The 24398-nt window shown below is 32.3% G+C and carries 26 protein-coding genes and 4 pseudogenes; 6 read left to right on the forward strand and 24 right to left on the reverse strand.

Annotation, left to right across the window (positions count from 1 at the left end):
• Positions 1-29: 29 nt before the first annotated feature.
• The 3 genes from ytxC to JCM14822_RS04010 all read right to left on the reverse strand — a co-directional run bounded on the left by ytxC (position 30) and on the right by JCM14822_RS04010 (position 2689).
• Positions 30-875 carry a sporulation protein YtxC gene (ytxC, locus tag JCM14822_RS04000; protein WP_054739892.1) on the reverse strand — a complete coding sequence of 282 codons (846 nt, stop codon included), beginning with the start codon at positions 873-875 and terminating at the stop codon, positions 30-32.
• Between the two features lie 156 nt (positions 876-1031).
• On the reverse strand, positions 1032-1919 hold the full coding sequence (gene hslO, locus JCM14822_RS04005) for an Hsp33 family molecular chaperone HslO (RefSeq protein ID WP_054739894.1): 888 nt from the start codon (positions 1917-1919) through the stop codon (positions 1032-1034).
• Positions 1919-2689: a class I SAM-dependent DNA methyltransferase gene (locus JCM14822_RS04010; RefSeq protein ID WP_054739896.1), complete on the reverse strand. Its 771-nt coding sequence runs from the start codon at positions 2687-2689 to the stop codon at positions 1919-1921. The genes hslO and JCM14822_RS04010 overlap by 1 nt, the downstream gene beginning before the upstream one ends.
• A 298-nt stretch (positions 2690-2987) precedes the next feature.
• Here JCM14822_RS04010 and JCM14822_RS04015 point away from each other — a divergent pair, with 298 nt between their 5' ends.
• Entirely contained in the window at positions 2988-4265 is a 1278-nt protein-coding gene (locus JCM14822_RS04015; RefSeq protein ID WP_054739898.1) for an HlyC/CorC family transporter, read from the forward strand.
• 57 nt (positions 4266-4322) lie between these two features.
• Here the strand turns inward: JCM14822_RS04015 and JCM14822_RS04020 are convergent, their stop codons facing one another.
• Positions 4323-4535, reverse strand: a complete 213-nt coding sequence (locus tag JCM14822_RS04020; protein ID WP_054739900.1) for a small, acid-soluble spore protein, alpha/beta type — start codon at positions 4533-4535, stop codon at positions 4323-4325.
• 168 nt (positions 4536-4703) lie between these two features.
• Between JCM14822_RS04020 and dapB the strand changes: the two genes are divergently transcribed.
• Complete coding sequence (gene dapB / locus JCM14822_RS04025) at positions 4704-5468, forward strand: 4-hydroxy-tetrahydrodipicolinate reductase (protein ID WP_054739902.1); 765 nt, start codon at positions 4704-4706, stop codon at positions 5466-5468.
• A 286-nt stretch (positions 5469-5754) separates the two neighbouring features.
• Here the strand turns inward: dapB and JCM14822_RS24800 are convergent.
• The 8 genes and pseudogenes from JCM14822_RS24800 to JCM14822_RS04060 form a co-directional block, all read right to left on the reverse strand.
• Positions 5755-6149, reverse strand: a pseudogene (locus JCM14822_RS24800) (cob(I)yrinic acid a,c-diamide adenosyltransferase).
• Positions 6109-6285, reverse strand: coding sequence for a cob(I)yrinic acid a,c-diamide adenosyltransferase (locus tag JCM14822_RS21505; RefSeq protein WP_242861390.1), 177 nt, complete (start codon positions 6283-6285; stop codon positions 6109-6111). The pseudogene JCM14822_RS24800 and the gene JCM14822_RS21505 overlap by 41 nt, the downstream one beginning before the upstream one ends.
• A 48-nt stretch (positions 6286-6333) precedes the next feature.
• A complete protein-coding gene (locus JCM14822_RS22430) occupies positions 6334-6654 on the reverse strand; it encodes a M48 metallopeptidase family protein (protein WP_172674761.1) in 321 nt (106 codons plus the stop codon).
• Entirely contained in the window at positions 6651-7028 is a 378-nt protein-coding gene (locus tag JCM14822_RS22435) for a YgjP-like metallopeptidase domain-containing protein (RefSeq protein WP_054739906.1), read from the reverse strand. Before JCM14822_RS22435 ends, JCM14822_RS22430 begins: the two co-directional genes overlap by 4 nt.
• A 206-nt stretch (positions 7029-7234) precedes the next feature.
• Positions 7235-7825, reverse strand: coding sequence for a hypothetical protein (locus JCM14822_RS04045; RefSeq protein WP_054739908.1), 591 nt, complete (start codon positions 7823-7825; stop codon positions 7235-7237).
• A 327-nt stretch (positions 7826-8152) separates the two neighbouring features.
• Entirely contained in the window at positions 8153-8836 is a 684-nt protein-coding gene (locus JCM14822_RS04050; protein WP_054739910.1) for a single-stranded DNA-binding protein, read from the reverse strand.
• Positions 8837-8922: 86 nt separating this feature from the next.
• Positions 8923-9249: a hypothetical protein gene (locus JCM14822_RS04055; RefSeq protein ID WP_054739912.1), complete on the reverse strand. Its 327-nt coding sequence runs from the start codon at positions 9247-9249 to the stop codon at positions 8923-8925.
• A gap of 79 nt (positions 9250-9328) precedes the next feature.
• Positions 9329-9556, reverse strand: a complete 228-nt coding sequence (locus JCM14822_RS04060) for a hypothetical protein (RefSeq protein ID WP_054739914.1) — start codon at positions 9554-9556, stop codon at positions 9329-9331.
• A 228-nt stretch (positions 9557-9784) separates the two neighbouring features.
• Between JCM14822_RS04060 and JCM14822_RS24805 the strand changes: the two are divergent.
• A pseudogene (locus JCM14822_RS24805) lies at positions 9785-9889 on the forward strand (Spo0E family sporulation regulatory protein-aspartic acid phosphatase); the annotation flags it as partial.
• A gap of 66 nt (positions 9890-9955) precedes the next feature.
• Here JCM14822_RS24805 and JCM14822_RS04065 read toward each other — a convergent pair.
• The 8 genes and pseudogenes from JCM14822_RS04065 to JCM14822_RS04090 form a co-directional block, all read right to left on the reverse strand.
• Positions 9956-10552, reverse strand: coding sequence for a polysaccharide deacetylase family protein (locus JCM14822_RS04065; protein WP_306307284.1), 597 nt, complete (start codon positions 10550-10552; stop codon positions 9956-9958).
• Between the two features lie 38 nt (positions 10553-10590).
• Positions 10591-10746: a hypothetical protein gene (locus tag JCM14822_RS19960; RefSeq protein WP_157047618.1), complete on the reverse strand. Its 156-nt coding sequence runs from the start codon at positions 10744-10746 to the stop codon at positions 10591-10593.
• 141 nt (positions 10747-10887) lie between these two features.
• A pseudogene (locus JCM14822_RS04070) lies at positions 10888-11199 on the reverse strand (hypothetical protein); the annotation flags it as partial.
• 87 nt (positions 11200-11286) lie between these two features.
• A complete protein-coding gene (locus tag JCM14822_RS22440) occupies positions 11287-11421 on the reverse strand; it encodes a hypothetical protein (protein ID WP_278287171.1) in 135 nt (44 codons plus the stop codon).
• Between the two features lie 141 nt (positions 11422-11562).
• The gene (locus tag JCM14822_RS04075) at positions 11563-12282 is read right to left on the reverse strand and encodes a C40 family peptidase (RefSeq protein ID WP_054739919.1); all 720 of its coding nucleotides are present in this window, start codon (positions 12280-12282) and stop codon (positions 11563-11565) included.
• Between the two features lie 119 nt (positions 12283-12401).
• Positions 12402-13115, reverse strand: a complete 714-nt coding sequence (locus tag JCM14822_RS04080) for an NlpC/P60 family protein (RefSeq protein WP_054739921.1) — start codon at positions 13113-13115, stop codon at positions 12402-12404.
• A gap of 263 nt (positions 13116-13378) precedes the next feature.
• The gene (locus JCM14822_RS04085) at positions 13379-14425 is read right to left on the reverse strand and encodes an aldose epimerase family protein (protein ID WP_054739923.1); all 1047 of its coding nucleotides are present in this window, start codon (positions 14423-14425) and stop codon (positions 13379-13381) included.
• Between the two features lie 60 nt (positions 14426-14485).
• A complete protein-coding gene (locus tag JCM14822_RS04090; RefSeq protein ID WP_054739925.1) occupies positions 14486-15487 on the reverse strand; it encodes a LacI family DNA-binding transcriptional regulator in 1002 nt (333 codons plus the stop codon).
• 186 nt (positions 15488-15673) lie between these two features.
• Here JCM14822_RS04090 and JCM14822_RS04095 point away from each other — a divergent pair, with 186 nt between their 5' ends.
• From JCM14822_RS04095 to JCM14822_RS04105, 3 genes are read left to right on the forward strand one after another with little or no spacing between them, the layout of a single operon-like run.
• Positions 15674-16843 carry a galactokinase gene (locus tag JCM14822_RS04095; RefSeq protein WP_054739927.1) on the forward strand — a complete coding sequence of 390 codons (1170 nt, stop codon included), beginning with the start codon at positions 15674-15676 and terminating at the stop codon, positions 16841-16843.
• A 45-nt stretch (positions 16844-16888) separates the two neighbouring features.
• A complete protein-coding gene (galE, locus tag JCM14822_RS04100; protein ID WP_054739928.1) occupies positions 16889-17881 on the forward strand; it encodes a UDP-glucose 4-epimerase GalE in 993 nt (330 codons plus the stop codon).
• A gap of 2 nt (positions 17882-17883) precedes the next feature.
• Positions 17884-19359, forward strand: a complete 1476-nt coding sequence (locus JCM14822_RS04105) for a UDP-glucose--hexose-1-phosphate uridylyltransferase (protein ID WP_054739931.1) — start codon at positions 17884-17886, stop codon at positions 19357-19359.
• Between the two features lie 66 nt (positions 19360-19425).
• Here JCM14822_RS04105 and JCM14822_RS04110 read toward each other — a convergent pair.
• From JCM14822_RS04110 to JCM14822_RS04125, 4 genes and pseudogenes are all read right to left on the reverse strand, one after another.
• Positions 19426-20261: pseudogene (locus tag JCM14822_RS04110) on the reverse strand (undecaprenyl-diphosphate phosphatase).
• A 124-nt stretch (positions 20262-20385) separates the two neighbouring features.
• The gene (locus JCM14822_RS04115; RefSeq protein WP_054739932.1) at positions 20386-21819 is read right to left on the reverse strand and encodes a glycoside hydrolase family 26 protein; all 1434 of its coding nucleotides are present in this window, start codon (positions 21817-21819) and stop codon (positions 20386-20388) included.
• Positions 21820-22077: 258 nt separating this feature from the next.
• On the reverse strand, positions 22078-23202 hold the full coding sequence (gene wecB, locus JCM14822_RS04120) for a non-hydrolyzing UDP-N-acetylglucosamine 2-epimerase (protein ID WP_054739935.1): 1125 nt from the start codon (positions 23200-23202) through the stop codon (positions 22078-22080).
• A gap of 1 nt (position 23203) precedes the next feature.
• A complete protein-coding gene (locus JCM14822_RS04125; protein ID WP_054739936.1) occupies positions 23204-24316 on the reverse strand; it encodes a capsular polysaccharide biosynthesis protein CapF in 1113 nt (370 codons plus the stop codon).
• Positions 24317-24398: the final 82 nt, after the last annotated feature.

Raw genomic sequence — 24398 nt, forward strand, 5'->3', positions numbered from 1 at the left:
TTATCTACTGTCAACGCCTTAAATACATTTTACTTATTTTTTTCATTACAGTAATCACATCCATTGCAATACTCAATACTTTCATCAAAGATAATCTCTAAAGTTTTAAGGAATTTCTTTTGCCTAGCCCTTTCTTTTTTATGAATAACAAGTTTTTTAGGGACAACAGTAATGAGGATATGGAGCATCCAATCCTCTTCATGCAAAGTACTATCTAAAACTAATTCTTTACAATATTTTTTAATATAATATCCTGTGACATTTTTCATATCTTTATTAAAAAGCTGAGGACTTCCTTCTTGGTTGTAAATAAGATGTAAAACTTCTTCAAGTGGTACACTGAGCATGCTTATATCTCGCATCAACCTAATAAAGGTTACAACATCTTTCTTCATTTCAAAATCAGCTATAAACTGCTCCAATAAATCATTTAAAAGAATCTTATATTTCTTAATACGAAATTGTAGCCAACCATCTACATTAAAAGAAGTATCCTTACGCACCTCTAATAATATAGGCATATAAATCAAATAATACGTAATAGAGGAAAATCCTTCTTGCTTTGATAAATAATTTTCTGTCATAAAAGTTTCTGTAATTTCTTTCTTGTCAATAGCATCAATATCTTCTCTTGCTTTCAATGCTTTATGGCACACCTTATAAATAGCTTGCTTCTGAATCACATCGCTTATAACATGCGCCACAATCTCATTACAATATTCTCTACTCTCCTCAATCTCATAATCTAATTGCCAGATAGATTCTAGCTTTTTAACATCAAGCTTGCCTCTTAAATCTTCATGATATTCGGTCTCCTTGATTTTGGCTATTATCTCCTCCTTGTAATTTATAGTATAGAGAGTATAACGGCACATGTTATTACCTCAACAGTGTAATTCTCTACTATTAGTATATAACGTTAGGCTTGACACCTTGCATTCTTTTTATAGAAATGGTATCAAAAAAACTTTTCTCACATGTACAAAAAATGAGGTCCTGTTTAATGCAGAACCCCATTTCTTAATGTCTATTTATTTTTTTGATGCATATTCAGCAAGTTCTTCAAGCTCTTCTTTTGAGAATAAATATTTACTGCTACAGAATGGACATACGATTTCAGCTTGTCCATCTTCTTCAGCCATTTCAAGTAAGTCTTTTTTACCTACTGTGATAAGTGCTTTTTCCATACGTTCTTTTGAACAATCACATTCAAATGCTACTTCACTACGATCCATAATATCAATTTCACCAAGTAATTGTTCTAATACATACTCAATAGATTGACCTTTTTCAAGACGTTCTGTAAGAGATTTGAACTCTTTAATTTTGTTCTCAAGCGCTGTGATTGCTCCATCTTTTGCATTAGGTAGTACTTGAATGATGATACCACCAGCTTGTTTAATTGAACAGTCTACATCCACAAGAACACCAAGCATAACTACTGAATTTGTTTGTTCAGATACTGCAAAGTAGAAACTCATATCCTCTGCAATCTCACCTGAAAGCATTGGAACTTGTCCTGAATATGGTTCTTTAAGACCAAGGTCTTTAATTACCGTCATTCCAGCATTTCCTACAGCTTTTGCTACATCAAGTTTCCCAAATTCATTAAGCGGAAGATCAATATGTGGATTATATGCATAACCTTTTACTTTGCCAGCTCCACTAGCTTCTACAACGATACCGCCAATAGGTCCATCACCTTTAATGATGATACATACTCTATCACGATCATTTTTTAACATATGTCCCATCATCGCTACACCAGTTAATGTTCTACCAAGTGCTGCTGATACAACCGGAGATGTTTGATGACTTTCACAAGCTGTATCTACTAATGTTTTTGTGTTTGCACCGAAAAATCTGAAGTTACCTTCTTTATCAATTCCTCTGATCATGTAATCATTATTTTGTTTCATTATTTTACTTCCTTTCTTTTCCCTTGTTCTCTTGCAACAAAGGTTACTCTTTGACTATCTTCACGTACTGGATCAAAACTATATTCATCATATGCTCCAATAAATTCAAGTCCTGCTTCTTTAATAAGCTCTATCATACGTTCTACACTATAAGCTCTTTGATAATGTGTTTCTACAGCGCGGTCATATCTACCATCTTCTTCATCTTGAATAAAGAAACTTACTTCATATTCATTGATGCCTTTTTCTTCATCATAGTAGTTTTCCCAAATATATGCTGATGATGCTTCTTGCTGTGCAAATACACGATTTCCTAATACTTCTCTATATTTATAAGGTGTATTAATATCAAACACCAGAAGTCCTTCTGGTTCTAAGTAATTGTTAACCCATTTTAAAGTGCTTAAAACATCTTTTTCATCTAATAAATAGTTCATACAATCACATGCACTATAAATAAGGTCTACTGTCCCATAAAGTTCAAACTGAGACATATCTTGCATAAGATAAAGAATATTTAATTCATCATCATATGCATTTTCTCTTGCAACCATAAGCATTTCTTCTGAGTTGTCAATCCCAATCATGTCAATGCCTTGTTTAGCAAACATTGTTGTCATTTTTCCAGTACCACAGCCTAAATCACATACAATATTAGGTGTGATATTATATTTCTTCATACATTCGTTAATGAAATTTACCCATTTTTCATAGGGCGTATCTTCCATGAATGTGTCATATACTCTTGCAAATTCATTATAAGCTTCCACTTTTACACCTCGCTAGCTAGTTATGTCTAACAATTTATTATACATATTTTATCTCACTTTATCTAGTATGCACTTTAAAAGATAAAAAATAATATTGGAAATTTTTTATTTTTTTACCAAAATAGGTTGCTATAGTATCATGACAGTTAACTATATTATGTATTTATCTAATAAATAGATGTATTATGAATAGTTCTTAGCAAATATATCAAACTAAAAATATCTAGACCTTTTCATGACATATTCATCTGTTCATGATAAGTTCAAGTATATTAATTTATAGGAGAGTGATTATAAGTTGGACCCTGCAACATCGGTACAAATCATTATTTTAATCATTTTACTAATCGCTTCAGGCTTTTTCTCAGCATCTGAAACAGCTCTTATGGCCATTGGTAAAATAGAAGTTCGTCATCTAGTAGAACAAAATGTAAAAGGTGCTAAAAGACTAGAAAAATTAATAGAAGACCCTACTAAATTACTTGGTGCTATTTTAGTAGGTAATAACCTTGTTAACATTGGTGCCTCTTCTCTAGCAACAGTACTTGCCACTAGATTCTTTAAAAGTGGCGGCGTGGGCCTTGCTACTGGAATTATGACGATTTTAGTACTTATTTTTGGGGAGATTACGCCAAAATCTTTATCCACACAAAACACAGAGAAAATGGCACTATTCGTAGCTGGACCTATTTCTATGGTCGTTACTATTTTTAGCTCTATCGTACGTGTATTAATGTTTATTACAAATAGTATGTTACGCCTCTTCGGTGTAGATCCTAATGCAACAAAACCTTTTATTACACCAGATGAGCTTAAAACCATTGTAAATGTTAGTCATGAAGAAGGTGTGCTTCTTGCTGAAGAAAAACAGATGATTTACAACGTATTCGACTTTGGTTCTACATCAGCTAAAGATATTATGGTGCCTCGTACAGATATGATTACTATTAATCGTAATGCAACTTATGAAGAAATCCTATCTTTATATAAAGCGGATCCATGCTCAAGAATGCCTGTTTATGAGGAATCAATTGATAATATCATTGGTATCTTACATATCAAAGATTTATTACTTTATGATTTTGAGCAAAATGAATTTCATATTGATGAATTTTTAAGAGATCCTTATTTCGTTCATGAGTTCAAAAGAAATGATGAACTCTTCAAAGAAATGCGTACCCATAAAGTCGGAATGTGTATCGTTCTTGATGAATACGCCGGTACAGCCGGGCTTATCACTATGGAAGACCTTATTGAAGAAATTGTTGGCGAGATTGATGATGAATATGATGAAGCAAAAGATGATATTCAAAAAGTAAGTGAAAATGAATATCTCATCGAAGGTGCTACACGCCTTACAGATATTAATGAACTTTTACATCTTGATATTTCTTCTGAAGATTTTGATTCAATCGGTGGTTTCGTAATCGGTCTGTTTGACCGTTTTCCTACAGAAGGTGAAGAAATCACTTATAAAAACATCAAATTTATCGTAGATGCAACTTCTAACAACCGTATTAACACATTAAAAGTAGTCATTAAAAATAATAATTCTTTTTCGAAAGAACACCTTTAGCTTAGAAATAAAAAGGTACCATGAGATGATAAATTATTTCATGGCACCTTTTTATTTCTATTGTTCTTCCTGTTTTGCTTTAAGCTCACGTTTTTTCTTAGTCATAAGCCCGCCAATACGACCTGTCTCTTTGGCTGATAGTGCTTTCCAGCCACCTTCTTGTACTTTTTCTAAAAGACCTAGTTCTTCAGCAATTTCTAACTTCATCTTTTCAGATAGTGATAAGGCATCAAATAACTTTTCTTTATTTTTGACTTCATTCGCTCTCATGGTTTTTCCTCATTTCATAGATTAAATATACCTATTTAAGTATGTAACAATACCCCCTATTTTATACATAAGGCCTACATTTTCATTTAGAAATTTTGGGTGGTATACAAATCCATTTATTTATAATACAATAAACTCTAGAAATTGACATTTGAAAGGACTTATAACATGACAAAAGTATTAATGCATGGCTGTAACGGTAAAATCGGCCAAACAATCGCTCGTATTATTAAAGCTCACGCAGGATTAGAACTTGTAGCAGGTGTAGACCCTTACTTAGGTATCTCTAACCCATTCCCTACTTATGAGAGCTTAGACGCTTGCACTACAGAATATGATGTAATCATTGACTTTTCTACTGCTGTAGCTGTACGCCCGCTTATTGAGTTTGCAAGTAAACACAATAAACCTGTAGTAGTATGTACAACTGGCTTATCAGAAGAAGATATTAATCTTATTCATGAAGCTAGTAAAAACCTTCCTATCTTCTTCTCTGCTAACATGTCTCTTGGGGTAAACCTCTTAATTGCCCTTGCCAAACGTGCTACAGAAGTTTTAGGAGATAGTGGTTTCGATATTGAAATCATTGAAAAACATCACAACCAAAAAATCGATGCACCAAGTGGTACTGCCCTTGCAATTGCCGATGCCATCAATGATAGCTTAGATGAAAAATATTCTTATCGCTATGACCGTAGCACAGTACGTGAAAAACGCCCACAAAAAGAAATTGGTATCCACGCTGTACGTGGCGGTACAATCGTAGGCGAACATGAGATTTTATTTGCTGGTAATGATGAATTTATTTCTCTTACACATCAAGCAACTTCTAAGGAAGTATTTGCTGTAGGTGCCCTTAAAGCAGCTAAATTCTTAGCTTCTATGACAAGTGGACTCTATAACATGTCTGACTTATTAAATAGCACACACTAAATTTCAAATTTTAACCACCAATTATTCACATAGTTATCACAAAGCACCTTTAATATATCATTATCAAGTGGCTTAGAAAGAAAATTAGGAACGTAAATCTTTTTTCCATCTTGAGATTATTATAAGATACGTATTTTGTCTCCCCTATCAAGCAAATGACGTAGTCTTATAATAATCACTTAGTATAACTTTATTCGTGTAATACTCCTCTTATCTATAAAATTTTATAGATGTAAAAAACCTTAGTAAACTAGGTTCTCCTGCCCATTTTACTAAGGTTTTTATTTTAATATTCTATGCCAACTCTGGCTGCTATCCCTTTTTCCATAGGATGCTTAATTGCATCAACATTACTAATATAATCCGCGCGTTTGGCTATTTCTTCTGTTAAGATGCGTCCTGTAAGTACAAGCTCTACCTCATCAGGCTTATTATCAATAAACTCACAAAGCATACTTCTTCTAAAAACCCTAAATGTACAGCATTTAAAATCTCATCTAAAATCAGAACATCACATTCTCCTGTATCCATAACCTTACTTGCAAACTTTAATGCATTTTGCACTTCACTAGTAAGCTCTATTTTTTCTTCTTCACTTAATTCCCATGTAAATCCTCTATTTTTTTCAAAGTTAAAAACTTTAAATTGTGGCTCTAAATTTTTTAAGCATCCTACATTCACTTGTATCTGTATTCTTTAAAAATTGCACCATAATAACCTTATAATTATTTCCTAATGCACGAATCCCCAGCCCAATCGATGCTGTTGTCTTGCCTTTTCCTGTACCATAATAGACTTCTACAAGCCCTTTCTCCATCATTCTTCCTCCTTTTATATTAAATAAAAGTTTTATAGTAGCTCCTATCTATATTATAAAATTGTGTCCAAATTGTTTTAAATAGTCCATACGCTTTTTATAATCAGGCATAATCATTTTAATATTCTCCCAAAACGCTGTACTATGATTAAAGTGTCTCAAATGCATCACTTCATGTAAAATGACATATTCAATAATTTCCATAGGTGCACACATAAGCTTTACATTATATGATATATTCCCATTTTGAGAGCAGCTTCCCCATCTCGTCTCTTGCTTACGTATAGTAATTTTATTAAACTTTACCCCAACTAACTGAGCATATTTTTCTGTAAGATTTAAGAAAATCTTTTTACTACGGATTTTCAAAAAATCTTCCATGCTTTACGCATGAGTTTTTCATCCCCTGAAGTAATCACCTTAATTCCTTGATTTTTTAAAATAATTAATTCCTTAGCATAAGGCACAACTTGAATATCAATCTCCTTATATTCTCCCAAATACATTATTTTTTTATTAAGTATCCAGTCATTATTTTTTTTAATACTTTGCTTTTTATTTAGAGTTTCCTTAACCCAATCCTCATATTTCAATATAAAGTCTTGTACTTCACTGTCTTTCATAAATAATGGCACTTTAACAACTACCTTTAAGTCTTTCTCTACTTTAATAGCAGCTGTTTTTCGGCTTTGCCTCATAATTACATAATCAACGGATACTCTTCTATTTGTAGTATCATTCATTTCAACAATCCTTTATTTTGCATTTTTATATTTTTTGTATATTACCTTATTTAATTCATTATATCACAACTGACTTTGAAATGTACAATTTTTCTAAAATATTAAAAAGCCGTCACACTATAAAATGTATCCCATAGTCGTTAACTTAAGACTAAGTTGTTCCAGTAACAATAAGTTGTTCTAAATAACCTTCTATTTTAGAATAGTTAGTTTGTCTTAAACGTTTTTTCATGCAAAGCCAACTTTCCTATTCTTTGAACTAAGTTAGAAAACGTCTCGTAAGTATGTAGTGTGATTCTTTTTAGTGTATAGAATTGATATAAGTCTACAAGCAGTAATGTATAAAATCTTTGCATACTGACGCCTCTCCCATGACTCTTAAGTATGCTTTGATCTACACTATCATAAAGTGTCATTGTAAGTAATGCTCCTAGAAGTTTCCCATAAAGAATTGCTTCTACATATTTAGTTTTACCTACATGCATTTTATCTAGGGAAAGGGTGCTTTTTAGAACCTTAAAAAGAAGTTCTAGTAAAAAAGGTATACATTCATTGAGTCTTTTAGAAATAGCTTGTTTACTTAAGGATACACCATTTTGAATAACAGCACATTTTTCATCAATCACTTCTTCGGTGATATTCTTTGAATCTAAAAGTCCTAAAGACATTGCTTTTGCAAATATCTCAGGTAGAAGTTTAGAATGACGTTTCATAAAACCAGTTAATTTTGCAACTTTTTCTATAAAAGATGGTATAAAAAGTTTAAAAAGTCTAGATACTAATCTTGCGATATGCACGGGAAAACTCCTAATCTGAGTAGTATTAGACTATAGAGTTTTCCCATTTTCATTGAATTTATTACTGAAAAATTTTATTTATAAGTTAACGCTTATGATTTATCGGTATAAGTTATTCCTTTTGAACTAACTTTCTTTACATGTGGATTCATTGATAATATTTCAATTTCAGTAGCTGTAAAAATCTTATTACTCATTTATGTGTCTCCGTCCTTAATGGTTGATGTTTAATTATTATACACAAAATGCCCTATAGGGTAGACTTTTTATTAATGCCTACTCTATAGGGTTCATTTTACTATTTGACGGCTTTTTTAATATTATGTATTATTCATTTGTCTCTTTTATTTCTACTGTTTCTTCTTTTTTCATTTCATTATTTTCTTCTACTTGTTCCATCTTACTAATAGATACTTCATAAGCTGTTTTTACTTCTACTTCCCCTGTTTCTAATTTCTTTTGATAAGTACGGCTTTGAATACGTCCACTTATTTGAATATGATCACCTGTTACAAGATTCTGGGCAAACCTAGCATTCCTGCCCCAAGTGATACAAGGAATATAATCAGATTTATGATAAGATCTATTTACAGCAAGAAGTAAATCTGTAATCTCCCTACCAAATGGTGTTGTCCTGTAAATAGGTGCCTTACATACAAAACCATTGAGTGTAATTTCATTTTTATTCTTGCTCAGTTCACTTAGCCCTACTTCTTTTACTTCAAATATAAAAATCGTTAAGATTAATCTATTTTTGCCTTCTTCATATTGGTTATAAGATCTAAACTGACCTTCAATTTCTAATACTTTTCCAAGTATGTTACCACCAATAGCTGGCAAAAGTCTTTCTGAAATTGTAACAGGTAAAATATCTGCTGATTCACTTAGCCTAGGTACCTCTAAGTCAAAAGTATAAAAACCTTCTCCATATACTTTATGACTAAATTTAGTTTCACTAACTACTTTTCCTATAAGTAGTACCTTATTGTTTTCTAACATGTGCTCTATCATTCCTAACCACTCCTTATCCTATCCTCTGGCTTTGTGTGCTTAATTTAATCGTATGTCTTTTACATCTTATTCAAAGATAAGGAGTTTTATTCCAGATTATATTTTGTTTTGTAAAATTTAAATCCATATAATAGGAGCATAGCTACAGTAGCTAAAATTTGTTCTGGATATCTTGCCCTCCCATTAATTCCAAACTCGCTAGGTGTAGTAAAGTCCCCACTTATAGCAACAGTTGGATGTTGTAAAATACATTGTACTTCTAATATCCCTTCTATTTCTTCTTCACTACTTGTAAGTGAAATATGGGCCTGTTTACTCCAGCCATAACTTATATCTTTATTTAATTGGCCTCTTATAGTGTCTGGTATAATAAAGTTTTTAATCTCACAAATCTTTTGCAGCTTATTCTTCATAAAGTAGGTATGATGATTATAACATTTCCTATCCCCTATCTTTTCATCAAAAAATACAATACTGTCAAATTGAATGGCTTTAAGACTTTTTTAAAGTTTTCTTAGTAAATTCAATAATACACAACTTAAATTTTTCATTTTTTTGGATTACATCAATGTTTTGCTTAAGCATCATACTTTTATATACTTTGCTTTCTAATACCTTAAGATGTATATATGCGATTTGATTTTTATCTGCTACTCGCTTTAATAAAGCAATCGTTTCGCTTCCTAAATGAAATGTATTATCTACGCCTATAATCATCATTTGATGTACTCCTTTAACTTGAACTTAATGTATTTAATGTGCACTATCATTTTATGTTTCTCAAATATTAGTCACATCTTTTATATTTTCACATATTATAGTATTAGTCAGGTACTTACATCCTAGTCACATTTTTTCTTAAAGAGAGGCCGATTCAATGAGTATTCCTACCCAAAATCAAATTATTCATCTCAAGAAAACCTTAAATTTCACTATACAAAAAATGCTTATAACCTACTCTCCCCAGAAGTACTACAACTAAGCATGCAACTTGATTTATTACTCAATCCCTTGTTTGAAAAACAATTAGAAAACACTTATAAAGTTTCCTAATCTTATTTTAGATTAAGAGAGTGTCGTAAAATTTTCACGACACTCTCTTTTTATATTCCAAATAACTTAATTTACTTGCTGCGTATTTGTATCAGCTGCCTGAGATACAGGCGCTAATTGTCTTCCCTCATGATCTATTTTACAATTCATATCTTTGTAAATAAGTTCTGATACAGGTACAAAGGTATATCCCTTATCTATAATTCCTTTTACAATACTTTCTAGAGCTGCTGCAGTATATTTAGTATCATTATGCATGAGAATAATTGTCCCAGGACGTAAATTCTTATGATTTAATACTTTATTTATAAGTGGTTCAAGACCATACTCTTTCCAATCTAATGAATCTACATCCCACTGTATTGTATAATAACCACATTCTTTAGCAGCTTCTAATACTGTATTGTTATATTCTCCATAAGGTGGACGATAAAGATAGGGCTGCGTTCCCGTAAGCTCTTTCAATGTTGCATGTGCTTCTAATAAATCCTTTTTAATCGCTTCTTTATTCATTTGGCATACATGGGGATGTTTATTGGAATGATTAGCAATATCGTGGCCAGCTTCTTGGAATTTCTTCACTGCCTCTGGATATTTCTTAGCCCAATCTCCTACCATAAAAAACGTAGCCTTTACATTATACTTACCTAGTATTTCAATAATTTGATCTGTATCATCTGCTCCCCATGCAGCATCAAAAGTTAAAGCAACTTTTTTTCACCTTGTGTATCGACGCAGTATATAGGAAGTAACTTTTTATTCGGCTGCGAAGCTTTAAGTGACATCCCCTCTCCTACAAAACTTATACATAATACTACTAAACATATTACTTTAAATATTTGCTTAATCTGTCTCATTTTTTCTACTCCTTAAACTGCCAATAACCATTCTCTAAAGAGGTTACTATTTCATGAATGGCCAAATTTTTTAGCTTCAAAAATCACATCTGCTTCAGCGATTTTTCAACTTTCCAAGAACGCTACAAAAGTCCCATAATCCTAGGCACTAATATAATCTGCATGAGGCCTTGAATTAATGTTATGTGTCCCTGTTGATAAATAATATTTATCTGGTGGATAAGCCATAATAAGCTTCCTTACTTCATCTGTTCCATTAGAACTTGGATGACATCTATCATGGTGAAAGTCATATACCCACTTTAATCCGCACTTTTCACAAAGTGAGACAATATCTTGTGTATGATAAGATTTAGCATCATTTTCCATATAAAGCCGTTTACAATCTACATATTGCAAATTACTTTCTAATCTTTTCACAGCTCCTTCCTTATCCCCATAAATGCCCCCATATGAAGCACCACATTTTGTCCACCTACCCGCTTAATCCAGCTAGCTTGTGTTTGAACTTATTCTATAGAACGTGCTACTACATCAACTTTAGGACTTGATAATACATATGACTTCCGTAATTTTTTCCTCATCTTTATCTTCTACAGTCTTAAGACGGAAAGTTTTAAAATTATTTTCTAAAGATAAATTGCTACAAGCATAGCCTGCACGCACCTTTGTCATCTTTACACCCCTTGTTTTACTCTAATACTCTTATTATGTTGATAAATTTACCTTTCCATGCATGGTTAAAAATACTAAAACACTTATAAATAATGGTAAAAAATGGTATTGCTTTTATTTGCAATACCATTTTTATCTTATCTATATCACACGTCTATATCCCATAATTGGTGCATCGCCTCTTTGCCATACTGGTGCAATAGAAACTGTTTGTCCCGGGGTTGATGCGTGAATAATTTGTTCATTTCCAATATAAATTGCTACATGTGTTACATTGCTATAACCATAGAACACTAAATCTCCTGGTTTTAAATCTGACTTTTTAACAGCTACACCATTACTTGCGTATTGATCTCTAGAACGTCTCTCTAATTTAACATTGAAGTTACGAAAAACTTGTTGCGTAAACCCTGAACAATCTACACCAGATGTCAAACTATTTCCACCGTATACATAAGGTGTTCCGATGAATTTTTTAGCATATGTTACAATTTCTTGACCTTTTGATTTTTTAACTTCTACTTTAGTAGTTTTAGCTTTAACAGGTGCTTTTTTCTCAGTTGTTACTTCTGCTTTTGGCTCTTCTTTCACAACTTCTTTTTCTACTGATATGTATTCTTTTTCAATATATACCACTTCTTTATCATCTATTAAAATACCATAATAGCCATCAAGGTCCTCTACAATTTTAAATGTTTCACCTTCATAGATATAACATGTTTCTTTTAATTCTTGAGCTGAATTGTATGCTCTAACAGTTGCATTAACAGTGCCTTGCGCTGATATTTCTGCCCCGAATACTGAAACAGATGTCATAAGTAATGTTGCAAGTAATACGCTTATCGATTTAACATTCTTCACTTGTTTTCCCCCTTATAGATGAACTATTTATATTTTAACTTTTGCACAAATTTAAATCATTTATTACAAAAATATTATAATATATGTTTAAACTTGTGTCAACTGTTACCCCTTTGTATTTAATTTATTACTCTTTTAACACCAATAATTGGTTTTCCATAGTACAAATTGCTCATTTTAATGCCTGATTTAGAATCACTTGCATGAACAATTTTATTATCACCTGCATAAATAGCTACGTGATCTACAGTGACACCATTTTTCCCATAAAACACCAAGTCCCCTAGTTTAATGTTTGATACACTTACCTTTACACCATTTGCAGCATATTGGCTACGTGATGTTCTTTCAATTGTAATACCGTTTTTCTTCATAATTTGTTGCGTAAAGCCTGAACAATCTACACCTGTTTCTAAATTAGTTCCACCATAAACATATTTTCCACCAATGTATTTCTTAGCAAGTGCTACAATTGCTTCTCCCTTTGATGCATTTGCTACTTTTTCTTTAACAATTACCGCTTCTTTAACCGCTTGTAACTCAGTTGTATCTAACTGTGTTTTATATATGTATCCTTGTACTCCACTAGCTGCTACTTTATAAAAGTCACCATACTTCTCTAAAACTTGAACTGTTACATCTTTATTTAAGAATTTAATAATATCTCCTGTTGGACTTGCTGTCTCTCTTAATTTCGTTTCTTCATCTGTAGTTACTGTAAATGTTCCCTCTATTTCTGCTACAACGCTTGCTGAATTAACTACTTCAGCTTGCACATTTCCTACCATCGTTGCCATTAAAATTCCTATTGCCACCAATTTATTAAATTTCATAACTAACCTCCATTGTCTGCGATTACACTGTCTATTTATAATGTTATTTTATATTTTCTTATTTTCATCAGCGTTATTACATAATTGCTTTTATTTATTACTAAGTTATTTTATATTATTAACTAATTGTTACAAAATCATTATAAATATATTTTAAGCTATTGTCAAGATTTAGCAATTTATTTTGCACAAAAAAGACTAAAAGTCGGACAACTTTTAGTCTTTTTTTAGATATATATATTTATTGTTACAAATTTATTAAATTACAGTATACCGAATTTAAATGTTGTTGTTTGAGTATAAACATCATCTTTTTTAAGTAATACTAAGTCTTTAAATACTTCCTCATAACCAATAGCTGGTCTTTGTGTTTCAAAACAAACACCATAGTTTGGTTTGCTGCTTTTGCCATTTGAATGCATTAATGAACTATCTGCGCCGTTCATTGTATAAACAACAACACAAGGGGCATCTGTTGTGACTGTCATACAACGTCCTGAAATCGAATCAAAAAGTTTAGCTGCTACGCCTTTGTCTTTTAATTTATATACATGGTCATAACCATTACCATATCTTAAAACTTCATTATTTGAATTGATATCTTGTCCTATTGTTTTAGGCACTCTAAAATCAAATTCAGGCATATCATCTACTGAAATCATTGTTCCTTTTGGAATAAGATTTTCATCTGTTGCAAAGATTTCATCACTATTAAGATATACTTCTTGTTCTAAAACAGAACGTTTTGCATCTCCTGATAAGTTGAAGTATGCATGATTTGTAAGGTTTACAATTGTATCTTTATCTGTTGTAGCTTCATAATCAATTGTAAGACTATTGTCCTCTTTAAGTATGTAAGTCACTTTAACTTGTAAATTTCCTGGATAACCTTCTTCTCCATCAGGACTTAAATAACTACAAACTAATTTCGCACCTTCTTGATCAATGACTGCTTGACAATCAAAGTTTCTATGTGCAAAACTTACTTTACCACCATGTAATGTATTCCCATTATTATTTTTATAGAAATAATATGTTTCATTATTTATTGTAACTTGTCCATTCCAAATACGTCCTGCTGTACGTCCAGGAACAGCTCCAAAATACCCAGGATGACTTTCATAAACTTCAAGATCCTGCCAGTCAAGAATAACATTTTCAAAATTGCCTGCTGCATCTGGTACAATGATTTTTGTAAGCGTCGCACCTAAACTGATTAATTCAACTTGCATGCCATTGTTGTTTGTTAAGGCATATTTTGTAATTACTCTTCCAGATTTAAAAGTCACTTTACTTTCTTGAATCTTCATCTCCCAATCCCCTTTTTCCTAGTATTTTATAATTTTCTTACAATTACACTATAACAAAGTTTATTCTATTTGACCACAACTTTCTCTTATAATAAATTCAGTTGGAACTAATATTTTTTTAGAGATTTTTCGCCCACTATTTAAGCGTTCTTTTAAGGTTTCAAAAGCGGTTTCTGCCATAAATTCTGTATAAACTTTAACAGTTGTTAAAGCTGGTGTTAAAAACTGTGCTGTATATATATCGTCAAAGCCAATAATACTTATGTCTTTCCCAACGACTAACCCCTTTTCATGAACTGCTTTATAAGCACCTATAGCCATCGGATCACTTGCTACAAAAAATGCTGTCGGATAATCTACTTTTGCTAAGGCTTCTTTCATTAATGCATAACCTGCTTCTGGTTTAAATTCACCCTTTAATATAAAATGATTTTCTTCTAAATCTTTTTCTTTTAGGAATTCTAAATAAGCATATTCTCTTTCATCCTCTATGCATTTTTCTTGGCCACTAATGTATTCTTCACCACCAATATAGCCTATAGCCCGATGTCCTAAATCATATAAATATCTTAGAGCTTTTAATGTGCCTCTTTTATAATCTGTAAGAACACTGTCATATACTTCTTCTTCTGGTGAAAAGTCCACGAAAATAATTTCTCTACATAAACTTTTTAAATAAGAAACTTCCTTACCACCAAACTTTCCAATTGCAATAACACCATCAAAATTTTTATCTTGCATGTTATTCTCATAGTTTGATGTAATACGTCTAAACTCAATTTTTTCTTTATCACATAGTTTTTCTACTGCAATACGTATTGCTAAATAATAAGGGTCTCTTAACTCTTCTTCTTCTGTATACCACTGGGCAATTCCTATAGTTATAGGCCTTTCTTTTGCCTTACGTTTGCTATTGGGCACATATTGCAAAGCCTCTGCCGTTTCAAAAATACGTTTTTTCGTGGCTTCTGCTACATTTAAACTCTCATCAAAATTAAGGACTCTAGAAACAGTTGCTATCGAAACACCCGCTTGAGCTGCTACTTCCTTAATAGTTGCCATCTTCCCACTCCTTTTAGTAAAGCATGTCTCTATGCTTTATTATAGTTTTATTATAATATGTCAAATATTTTATCGCAACTTTTTAAATTTTATTTTACTAAAAACTATTGATTTATTTTACTAAAATTTTATAATAAAACTAAGAAAAGTTTTACCCATATATTTATTTACTTTTAGGAGGATTTTATGAACGTATTAGAACTGCAAAATCAATTTAAAGTATTATTTGGTGAATCAGCTGCACATACATTTTTTGCTCCAGGGCGTGTAAATCTTATTGGTGAACATATTGATTACAATGGGGGCCTTGTATTTCCTTGTGCCATTACCTTAGGTACATATGCACTTGTAAGCATTCGTGAAGATGAGAATTTCGCTGTTTACTCTGAAAACTTTAAAGAACTTGGTATTATAAATATTTCTATAAATGACCTTGAATACCGTAAAGAAGATAATTGGACAAATTACTTAAAAGCTGTTTTAAAATTCCTTTTAGAATCAGGTCATGAAATTCCTCACGGATTAAATATCCTTATATATGGTAATATTCCAAATGGTTCAGGACTTTCATCTTCTGCTTCTTTAGAAATCTTAGTAAGTAAACTCTTTAGTATGATGTATGATTTAGACCTTAAGCCAACTGAAATGGCTCTTTTAGGTAAAAAAGTTGAAAATGAATATATGGGTGTAAGCAGCGGTATTATGGATCAATTCGCTATTGCACTTGGCAAAAAAAATAGTGCCCTTCTCTTAAATTGTGGCACACAAGAATTTGAACATATTCCATTTGTATTGGATGGTTATCAAATCGTCATTATGAATACTAATAAACGTCGCGAACTTGCAGACTCTAAATATAATGAACGTTTTAATGAATGTACACAATCGCTTACTATTCTTAAACAAACTTATCCACAAATTAGTGCAATTTGTGATTTAGGTGAAAAAGAACTCGAGAAACTTGATAAGGTTATTACTGATCCTATCCTTTATAAACGTACAAAGCATGCTATTTCTGAAAATTTACGTGTAATTGCTGCGACAAAAGCACTTGAAAATAATGACCTTGTAACTTTCGGAAAGCTCTTAAATGGTTCTCATGCTTCTCTTAGAGATGATTATGAAGTAACAGGCAAAGAACTTGATACGCTTGTAGAAGCTGCTCTCGCTGAAGAAGGCACATTAGGGGCACGTATGACTGGAGCTGGTTTCGGCGGCTGTGCGATTGCTATTGTAAAAACTGAAAATGTAGATAACTTTATGGCAAATGTAGGCGCTAAATATAAAGAAGTCATTGGATATGATGTAACATTCTATATTGCTTCTATTGGAAATGGCCCTTGTGAAATTAAATAAATTCATCTAATAAAATTATGACTTAATAAAAAGGAGATTATAGATATGAAAATTTTAGTTGTTGGTGGTGCTGGTTATATCGGTTCTCATGCCGTTAAACAACTTCTCGAAAAAAGAATTGAAGTTGTAGTTATTGATAATCTTGCCACAGGACATATTGAAAGTATTCCTGAAAATGTACCTTTCTATCAAGTAGACATTCGCTACAAGGATGAACTTAAAGCCGTATTTGAAAAAGAAAAAGTTGATGGCGTCATTCATTTTGCAGCCAATTCACTTGTTGGGGAATCTATGACAAATCCTCTTAAATACTATAATAATAACGTATGTGGTACGCAAACGCTTCTAGAAGTGCTCGTAGAAGCCCACGTAAAATATATTGTTTTCTCTTCTACTGCTGCAACTTATGGAGACATTAAAACAATGCCTATTACAGAAGATATGACAACTTGCCCTACAAATACATATGGGGAAACAAAGCTTGCCATTGAAAAAATGCTTAAATGGACCTGTGCTGCACACGACCTTAACTATGTATGTCTCCGATACTTTAATGTCGCTGGTGCAGATATTAATGGCTTAATCGGTGAAGCTCATACAACTGAAACTCACCTTATTCCACTTATTCTTCAAGTCCCCCTTGGACAAAGAGAATTTATCACTGTGTTTGGTAATGACTATCCTACTAATGACGGAACTTGCATTAGAGATTATATTCATGTTACAGACTTAGTTGATGCCCATATCCTTGCCTTAAATTACTTAATGAAAGGCGGCGAAAGTAATATCTTTAACTTAGGTAGTAATACAGGTTACTCTGTACTTGAAATGATTGAAGCTGCTAGAGAGGTAACTGGTCATCCAATCCCTCTTAAACTGGGCGAGCGTCGTAGTGGCGATCCAGCACTTCTCATTGCTTCTTCTCAAAAAGCTAAAGATGTACTTGGATGGGAACCTCAATTTACAGATATTAAAGGAATTATTGCTTCTGCTTGGAAATGGCATAATTCACATCCTAATGGTTATAAAGGAGTTTAGTTATGAATCGTTTATATACACTTATTGATACCCTCATTGCTCATGGTATTCAAAATGGTCTCATTACAAAACGTGATGAAATCTATGTACGTAATCGTTTACTTGCTGCTTTTAAAGCACCTGAATATGAAACAATAAATGAAGTATGTGACTTAAATTTATATGAAACATTAGATGCACTCGCTGCTCTTGCAGTGGCTAGAGGACTTATTGAAGATAGCGTCGCTGAAAAAGATATTTTCACAAGTAACTTAATGAATTACTTCTTGCCAGTACCTTCCATGGTAGAAGATAAATTCTGGCTACTTTATGAAAAAGATCCTAAGCTTGCCACAAACTATTTTTATCATTTAAGCCAAAATGTAAACTACGTTAAAATGAGCCGTATTGCAAAAAATGTGCAATTTAAATCAGCTTCTCCATATGGTGATATTGATATTACTATCAATCTTTCAAAACCAGAAAAAGATCCTAAAGAAATTGCACGTCTTAAAACAGCACCTCCTAACAAATATCCTTCTTGTTTACTTTGCATTGAAAACGAAGGCTATGATGGCTCGCTGTGCTTACCAGACCGCGCAAATCACCGTACAATTGCTGTAGAACTTAATAAACGTAACTGGAGACTTCAATATTCTCCATACCTTTACTACAATGAACATTGCATTTTCTTATCTGAAACCCATGAACCTATGCATATTAGTAAAGATAGTTTTTACACTTTATTATCTTTCGTAAAACTATTCCCACACTACTTCATTGGTTCAAATGCAGATTTACCAATCGTAGGCGGTTCTATTTTATCTCATGAGCACTATCAAGGTGGATGTTATGAGTTTCCTCTTCACCTAGCAAAATCTTTATATGCATTTAAAATAGAAAAATATCCTACAGTAAGTTGTAATGTTCTTAACTGGCCAATGTCTACTATTGAACTTACAGCTGATTACTTAGATGATGTAGCTGAATGTGCTAATTACATATTTGAAACATGGAAAACTTATAGCGATGACTCAGCTGATATTTTGGCATTTACAGGTGATACACCTCACAATACAGTCACACCAGTTGCTAAAATGAAAGATGGCAAATTCTCTATGCTCATTGTACTCCGTAACAATCGTACAACAGATGAACATCCACTGGGCATATTCCATCCACATGCAGATGTTCAACACGTCAAAAAGGAAAATATCGGACTTATTGAAGTAATGGGACTTGCTATTTTACCAGGCCGCTTACTTTATGAACTTGAAACAATCAAAGCTTATATTCAAGGTGATGGAACTGCCAAAGTAGCAGATTATCATCTTCCATGGGCTAAAGAACTTAAAGCGTCTTACACAGGCAGCAATCTTACAACTTACGTTCAAGAAGCACTTGGTAAAAAATTCACTCGCGTCTTAGAAGACGCTGGTGTATTCAAGCTTACAGAAGAAGGTATTCAACACTTCAAATCCTTTACAAACTCACTTTAACAAAGTATACTTTGCTTAACTTATTTAAACAACAAAAAAGGATGTCTCTACGAGCATCCTTTTTGTTTAGCCAAATATACCTAAACCTACTGTTACTACACCAAGAATTAAAGTATAAATAGCAAAAATCTTATATTTATCTGTTTTTACAAGATAATCTATCATTTTAATAGAAATGAAACCTACAACTGCTGAAACAACGAAGCCTACAATCATTGGTACAATCTCTACTGTAGCACCTATTTCCATAGCATCTTTGATTTCTACAAAGCTTCCTGCAAAAATAGCTGGAATTCCTAAAATAAATGAAAATTGTACTGCAAATTGTTTTGAGAAACCTCTAATTAATGAGCTACCAATTGTTGAACCTGATCTAGATACACCTGGAAGTAAGGCAAAACCTTGGAATAATCCAATGAATAATGCATCTTTGTAAGTCATCTCTTTAGTCCCTTTAGTTCCATTATCCTTACGATCTGAAATAAATAAAACTGCAGATGTAAAGAGGAAACAGCATCCTAAAAAGATTAAACTTCCTGATTGAACAATACTATCATAAATAGATTTAAATGGATAAATGATAGCAAGCGGAATACTTGCCACAATATACATCATAATCATCTTACGTTCATCATTCATATTTTTTAAACTAAACTTTAATGTAAAGATATCACCCAACATACGAAAGGCTTCTTGAATAAGCTTCCAAATTGTTTCATGAAAAGCAATAAATACAGCAACTAATGTTCCTAAATGTAAAAGTGCCATAACGAATGTGGCTGCTGAACCTTGCATATTAGGAGAAAAATGCTGGAATAAGGCAATATGCCTGAACTTGAAACAGGTAAAAATTCTGTAATCCCTTGAATAATACCTTGTACAATGGCTTCTAAAATTGTCATATGTACAACTCCTATCTTTATAATTATATGATTGTATTAGATTTTTGACCAAATACTTTCCTATTATACAACTTACTGCCTCATAAAACTATAAATATTTTATTTTTAATCTAATTTTCATTTTTTATACTTCAGTAGGTGTAAAGCGGATACGTACTTCTGGTAATTTCTCTACTTTTGCATAATAATTTTCTAACCAATCCTCACCTTGACTTGGATCATTTTCACCTGTAGCTGGTGGTGCAAAAATTTTAAGTGTTAAATCTGTTTCACCTTCTAATGGTTTTTCAAAAAACGCAGACATTAAATCAATATTTTTAGCCTTTGGTGATTTATAGAACCATTTCCCATTAAGCTCCATCATATAGTTTTCTTCTCCTTCAAAAATGACTTCACAGAAAGTAGGATTTTTTTCAAAATGAAGAGGCATAGCAAGTCCTGTTGCATCTTCTGCACCTCCCCAACGAAGTGTCATTGGTAATTTTACTTCTTCACCTTGAATCACTTCTGGCATAAAGTAATCTTCATGAATCATTTCTTTATACATTTTAAAAATAGGCTGTTCAATGCCCACTTCATTATTATTAGGATCTTCTATTTCAAGTCCAAGACGTCCTCTATCTCTAAATTGATACATTGTAAAACCTGTAAACCAAGTCGCATTGTCTTCTCTAATGCGGTCTAAGAAGTCTCTTACCATAGTAGCTTGCTCATAAGGTCCTGTTACATCGCCATCTGCATTAAATTCTGCCATTACCATAGGTTTACTTACTCCACCATTAAGCTCCTTATAACGCTCAAATGTAGCTTTTGTAAGGGCATATGTATTCTCATTTTTATAGCGGGCATGACTTGTTCCCCCTGTTTCTGCTATATCATATGGCCATCCCCAGTGAAGTGCTAAATATTTATCTACCGACCATACATCTGCTGCTAATATAGTTTGTTTAAATTCATCTTCTTTTTCAAGCCTATTACTTTCTAATTTCTGAATATCAGCTGCACAAATAACTGTTTTCACATTTGGAGCATATTCCTTAATTATGTTATGAAATCTTACAAAGAAATCTGCTACTTCTTGATAGCTATAGCGTTTATTATGTGTAAACCAGTTCCCTGTAGCTTCATGATTAATTCTAAGAAACATACGCCCAAAAGTACGTAGCTCCTTAGCTACTGCAATTAGATATTCATCACTTAAACCACAGTCAATAGTTAATGTTAAATTTACATCTTGTCCATGACGACGAATATCTCTCATATATGTAAAAGGTTCATCATTTAAGTTTCCCCCAAGGCCGCCTTTATAAGTGAAGTAATCATCATAAGGGTAGTCCCAAGCAAACTTTACATCATCACTTGCATGTGCCACGCTGGCACGTCTTGGCCATCCTGCATCCATTGGATAGTAACAATACATTAAACTAATAGCGCGATGAGGTCTGCCCATCTTATATAAGATATAATCTTGATTAACATATTCTCCTCTTTCGCTGCCATCTCCTAAATCTACTGCACATTTCGCTTTGCCCATATGTAATTTATAAATTTTATTCATACTCTCCTCCTAAATATTTGTTACATATTTATCTTCCTTTATACATTGTTTTAATTATAATTCACCAATCACTTTTTGATAATCTAATAATCTAGATATCATTTCCCCTAATTTTTATACATTTATTATTTATTTTATAGTCATTAGTGTATCTTATCTCTAAATTTTTAATTTATTTTCCCTAAAAAATAAGAGTAATCGTTATAACTTTTTACACAACGATTACTCCTTGTTCTATCTAAGCCTCTAAATACATTTTTATTTTTGCCATACCGTTTTATTAACAATATGGGTGTAGCTTTGAATCAATCTTACAACTTTAGCTGAAACATTGGTATCTTCATAATCCCATGGCATTGCCTTTTCTTCTTTATTAATTTGCATACTTACCGCCACACCTATTGCTTCTAATATATCCTTTTCTGTAATCCCACCTATAACAACAGTACCACTATCTAAAACTTCTGGTCTTTCTGTAGAAGTACGTATAAGTACCCCTGGAAAATCTAACATAGCGCTTTCTTCTGATAATGTTCCACTATCAGATAAAACGCAGTAGCTATTAGTCTGCAATTTAATATAATCAATAAATCCAAATGGTTTTAGACTTTGTACTAACAGATGGAATTTAAAATCTCTTTGATCTATAAATTTCTTACTTCTAGGATGGGTTGAATAAATCACTGGCATTTGATATTTCTCTGCAATACCATTAATGGCATTCATTAAAGACATAAAGTTTTGCTCAATATCAATATTCTCTTCACGATGAGCTGATACCAAGATGTAATTATTTGTTTTTAATCCCAATCTCTCTAACACATCACTTTTATTAAACTTCTCCTGATGTGCTCTAAGTACTTCCTGCATAGGAGAACCTATTACAAATATTGTTTTGCCATCTATACCTTCACTTAATAAATAACGCCTTGCATGCTGAGTATAAGGTAAGTTAATATCTGATATATGGTCTACTATTTTTCGATTAATCATTTCAGATACATTCCAGTCCCAACATCTATTGCCTGCTTCCATATGAAAGATAGGAATTTTAAGTCTCTTAGCAGAAATAGCTGCTAGTGCTGAATTGGTGTCTCCTAATACCAAAACAGCTTCTGGCTTTACTTTTTGTAAGATAGCGTAAGATTTAGCAATAATATTCCCCATAGTCTCCCCTAAATCCTTTCCTACACTATCCAAGTAATAATCCGGTGCACGAAGATCTAAGTCTTTAAAAAAAACTTCATTTAATGTATAATCCCAGTTTTGTCCTGTATGCACTAGGGTATGATCAAAATATTTATCACATGCTTTAATTGTCTCTGAAAGTCTAATAATTTCAGGCCTCGTACCTATAATTGTCATAACCTTAAGTTTTTCCATGCTAAACCTCCTCATAATACGTATCTGGATGATCTGAATCAAAGCATTCATTACACCATATAAAGGTGATTAAGTCTTCTTCTCCTTCATTACTAATACTATGAGTATAACCTACTGGAATATCTATAACTTCTAACTTTTCACCACTGACATGATAGGTAATCACTTTATCCGTTCCTATTTTTCTAAATTTAATACAGCCCTTGCCATATACTACAAGGAATTTCTCGACCTTCGTATGATGCCAATGATTTCCCTTTGTAATACCTGGCTTTGCTATATTTACAGAAAACTGACCTTTCTCCGCGGTTTTAATAATCTCTGTAAAGCTACCTCTTTGATCTATATGCATCACTAATGGATATTTAAATTCCTCTTCTGGTAAATAACTTGTATAAGTACTATATAATACTTTACTAAAATCATCACTCACTTTAGGCACATCTAAATTCGTCCTACTTGCCTTAAAAGCATATAACAAACTTGTAATTTCCCCTAATGTGACTGTATAAACTTTAGGTATCTTATAATAATACTTTTCATAAGCTCTATTCTTATCTTCTATAGCATTTATAATTTCCTCTACAACATCATCAATATATACAAGCTGTAAACTAATACTAGGATCAGTTACTGTAATTGGTAAATCTCTTGCAATATTATAACAAAACGTAGCCACAGCGCTGTTATAATTAGGCTTACACCACTTGCCAAATACATTAGGTAACCGATAAATGCAAACTTTATTACCACTTTCCTCCCCATACTTAATCAGTACTTCTTCTCCAGCTTTTTTACTTTTGCCATATAAATTATCTCTCTGAGCTTGTATAGATGAGGTAACAATAATAGGCGCTTTATTATTCGTTTTCTTCAACTTTTCTATAAGTTCCTTTGTAAAATCACAATTTCCTTGCATAAACTCTTCTTCAGATTTCGGTCTATTAATTCCTGCTAAATGAATCACACAATCACAAATCTCGCAATAGGATTCTAATAATTCCTTAGGCATATTAATATCATATTCTAATACTTCATGTATGCCCTCTTCTTTAATCCTTATCACCAAATTTTTGCCTATAAATCCTTTAGAACCTGTTATAAGCAGTTTCATTATATTTCACCTTAATCTAATCTCTCTATTTATTGTAATGCTGGATTTCTTGTACATATGCCACTTATAGTTATTATATCCT

This window comes from Cellulosilyticum ruminicola JCM 14822, from assembly GCF_001311925.1.
In the GTDB taxonomy this organism is placed as follows: domain Bacteria; phylum Bacillota; class Clostridia; order Lachnospirales; family Cellulosilyticaceae; genus Cellulosilyticum; species Cellulosilyticum ruminicola.

Bases quoted from the DNA above. Each gene is read 5' to 3' on its own strand.
- ytxC (WP_054739892.1), bottom strand. From the start codon at position 875: ATGTGCCGTTATACTCTCTATACTATAAATTACAAGGAGGAGATAATA.
- hslO (WP_054739894.1), bottom strand. From the start codon at position 1,919: ATGAAACAAAATAATGATTACATGATCAGAGGAATTGATAAAGAAGGT.
- JCM14822_RS04020 (WP_054739900.1), bottom strand. From the start codon at position 4,535: ATGAGAGCGAATGAAGTCAAAAATAAAGAAAAGTTATTTGATGCCTTA.
- dapB (WP_054739902.1), top strand. From the start codon at position 4,704: ATGACAAAAGTATTAATGCATGGCTGTAACGGTAAAATCGGCCAAACA.
- JCM14822_RS21505 (WP_242861390.1), bottom strand. From the start codon at position 6,285: ATGGAGAAAGGGCTTGTAGAAGTCTATTATGGTACAGGAAAAGGCAAG.
- JCM14822_RS22435 (WP_054739906.1), bottom strand. From the start codon at position 7,028: ATGAATGATACTACAAATAGAAGAGTATCCGTTGATTATGTAATTATG.
- JCM14822_RS04050 (WP_054739910.1), bottom strand. From the start codon at position 8,836: ATGATAGAGCACATGTTAGAAAACAATAAGGTACTACTTATAGGAAAA.
- JCM14822_RS04055 (WP_054739912.1), bottom strand. From the start codon at position 9,249: ATGAAGAATAAGCTGCAAAAGATTTGTGAGATTAAAAACTTTATTATA.
- JCM14822_RS04060 (WP_054739914.1), bottom strand. From the start codon at position 9,556: ATGATGATTATAGGCGTAGATAATACATTTCATTTAGGAAGCGAAACG.
- JCM14822_RS19960 (WP_157047618.1), bottom strand. From the start codon at position 10,746: ATGAGACAGATTAAGCAAATATTTAAAGTAATATGTTTAGTAGTATTA.
- JCM14822_RS22440 (WP_278287171.1), bottom strand. From the start codon at position 11,421: ATGACAAAGGTGCGTGCAGGCTATGCTTGTAGCAATTTATCTTTAGAA.
- JCM14822_RS04080 (WP_054739921.1), bottom strand. From the start codon at position 13,115: ATGAAATTTAATAAATTGGTGGCAATAGGAATTTTAATGGCAACGATG.
- JCM14822_RS04085 (WP_054739923.1), bottom strand. From the start codon at position 14,425: ATGAAGATTCAAGAAAGTAAAGTGACTTTTAAATCTGGAAGAGTAATT.
- JCM14822_RS04090 (WP_054739925.1), bottom strand. From the start codon at position 15,487: ATGGCAACTATTAAGGAAGTAGCAGCTCAAGCGGGTGTTTCGATAGCA.
- JCM14822_RS04095 (WP_054739927.1), top strand. From the start codon at position 15,674: ATGAACGTATTAGAACTGCAAAATCAATTTAAAGTATTATTTGGTGAA.
- galE (WP_054739928.1), top strand. From the start codon at position 16,889: ATGAAAATTTTAGTTGTTGGTGGTGCTGGTTATATCGGTTCTCATGCC.
- JCM14822_RS04105 (WP_054739931.1), top strand. From the start codon at position 17,884: ATGAATCGTTTATATACACTTATTGATACCCTCATTGCTCATGGTATT.
- JCM14822_RS04115 (WP_054739932.1), bottom strand. From the start codon at position 21,819: ATGAATAAAATTTATAAATTACATATGGGCAAAGCGAAATGTGCAGTA.
- wecB (WP_054739935.1), bottom strand. From the start codon at position 23,202: ATGGAAAAACTTAAGGTTATGACAATTATAGGTACGAGGCCTGAAATT.
- JCM14822_RS04125 (WP_054739936.1), bottom strand. From the start codon at position 24,316: ATGAAACTGCTTATAACAGGTTCTAAAGGATTTATAGGCAAAAATTTG.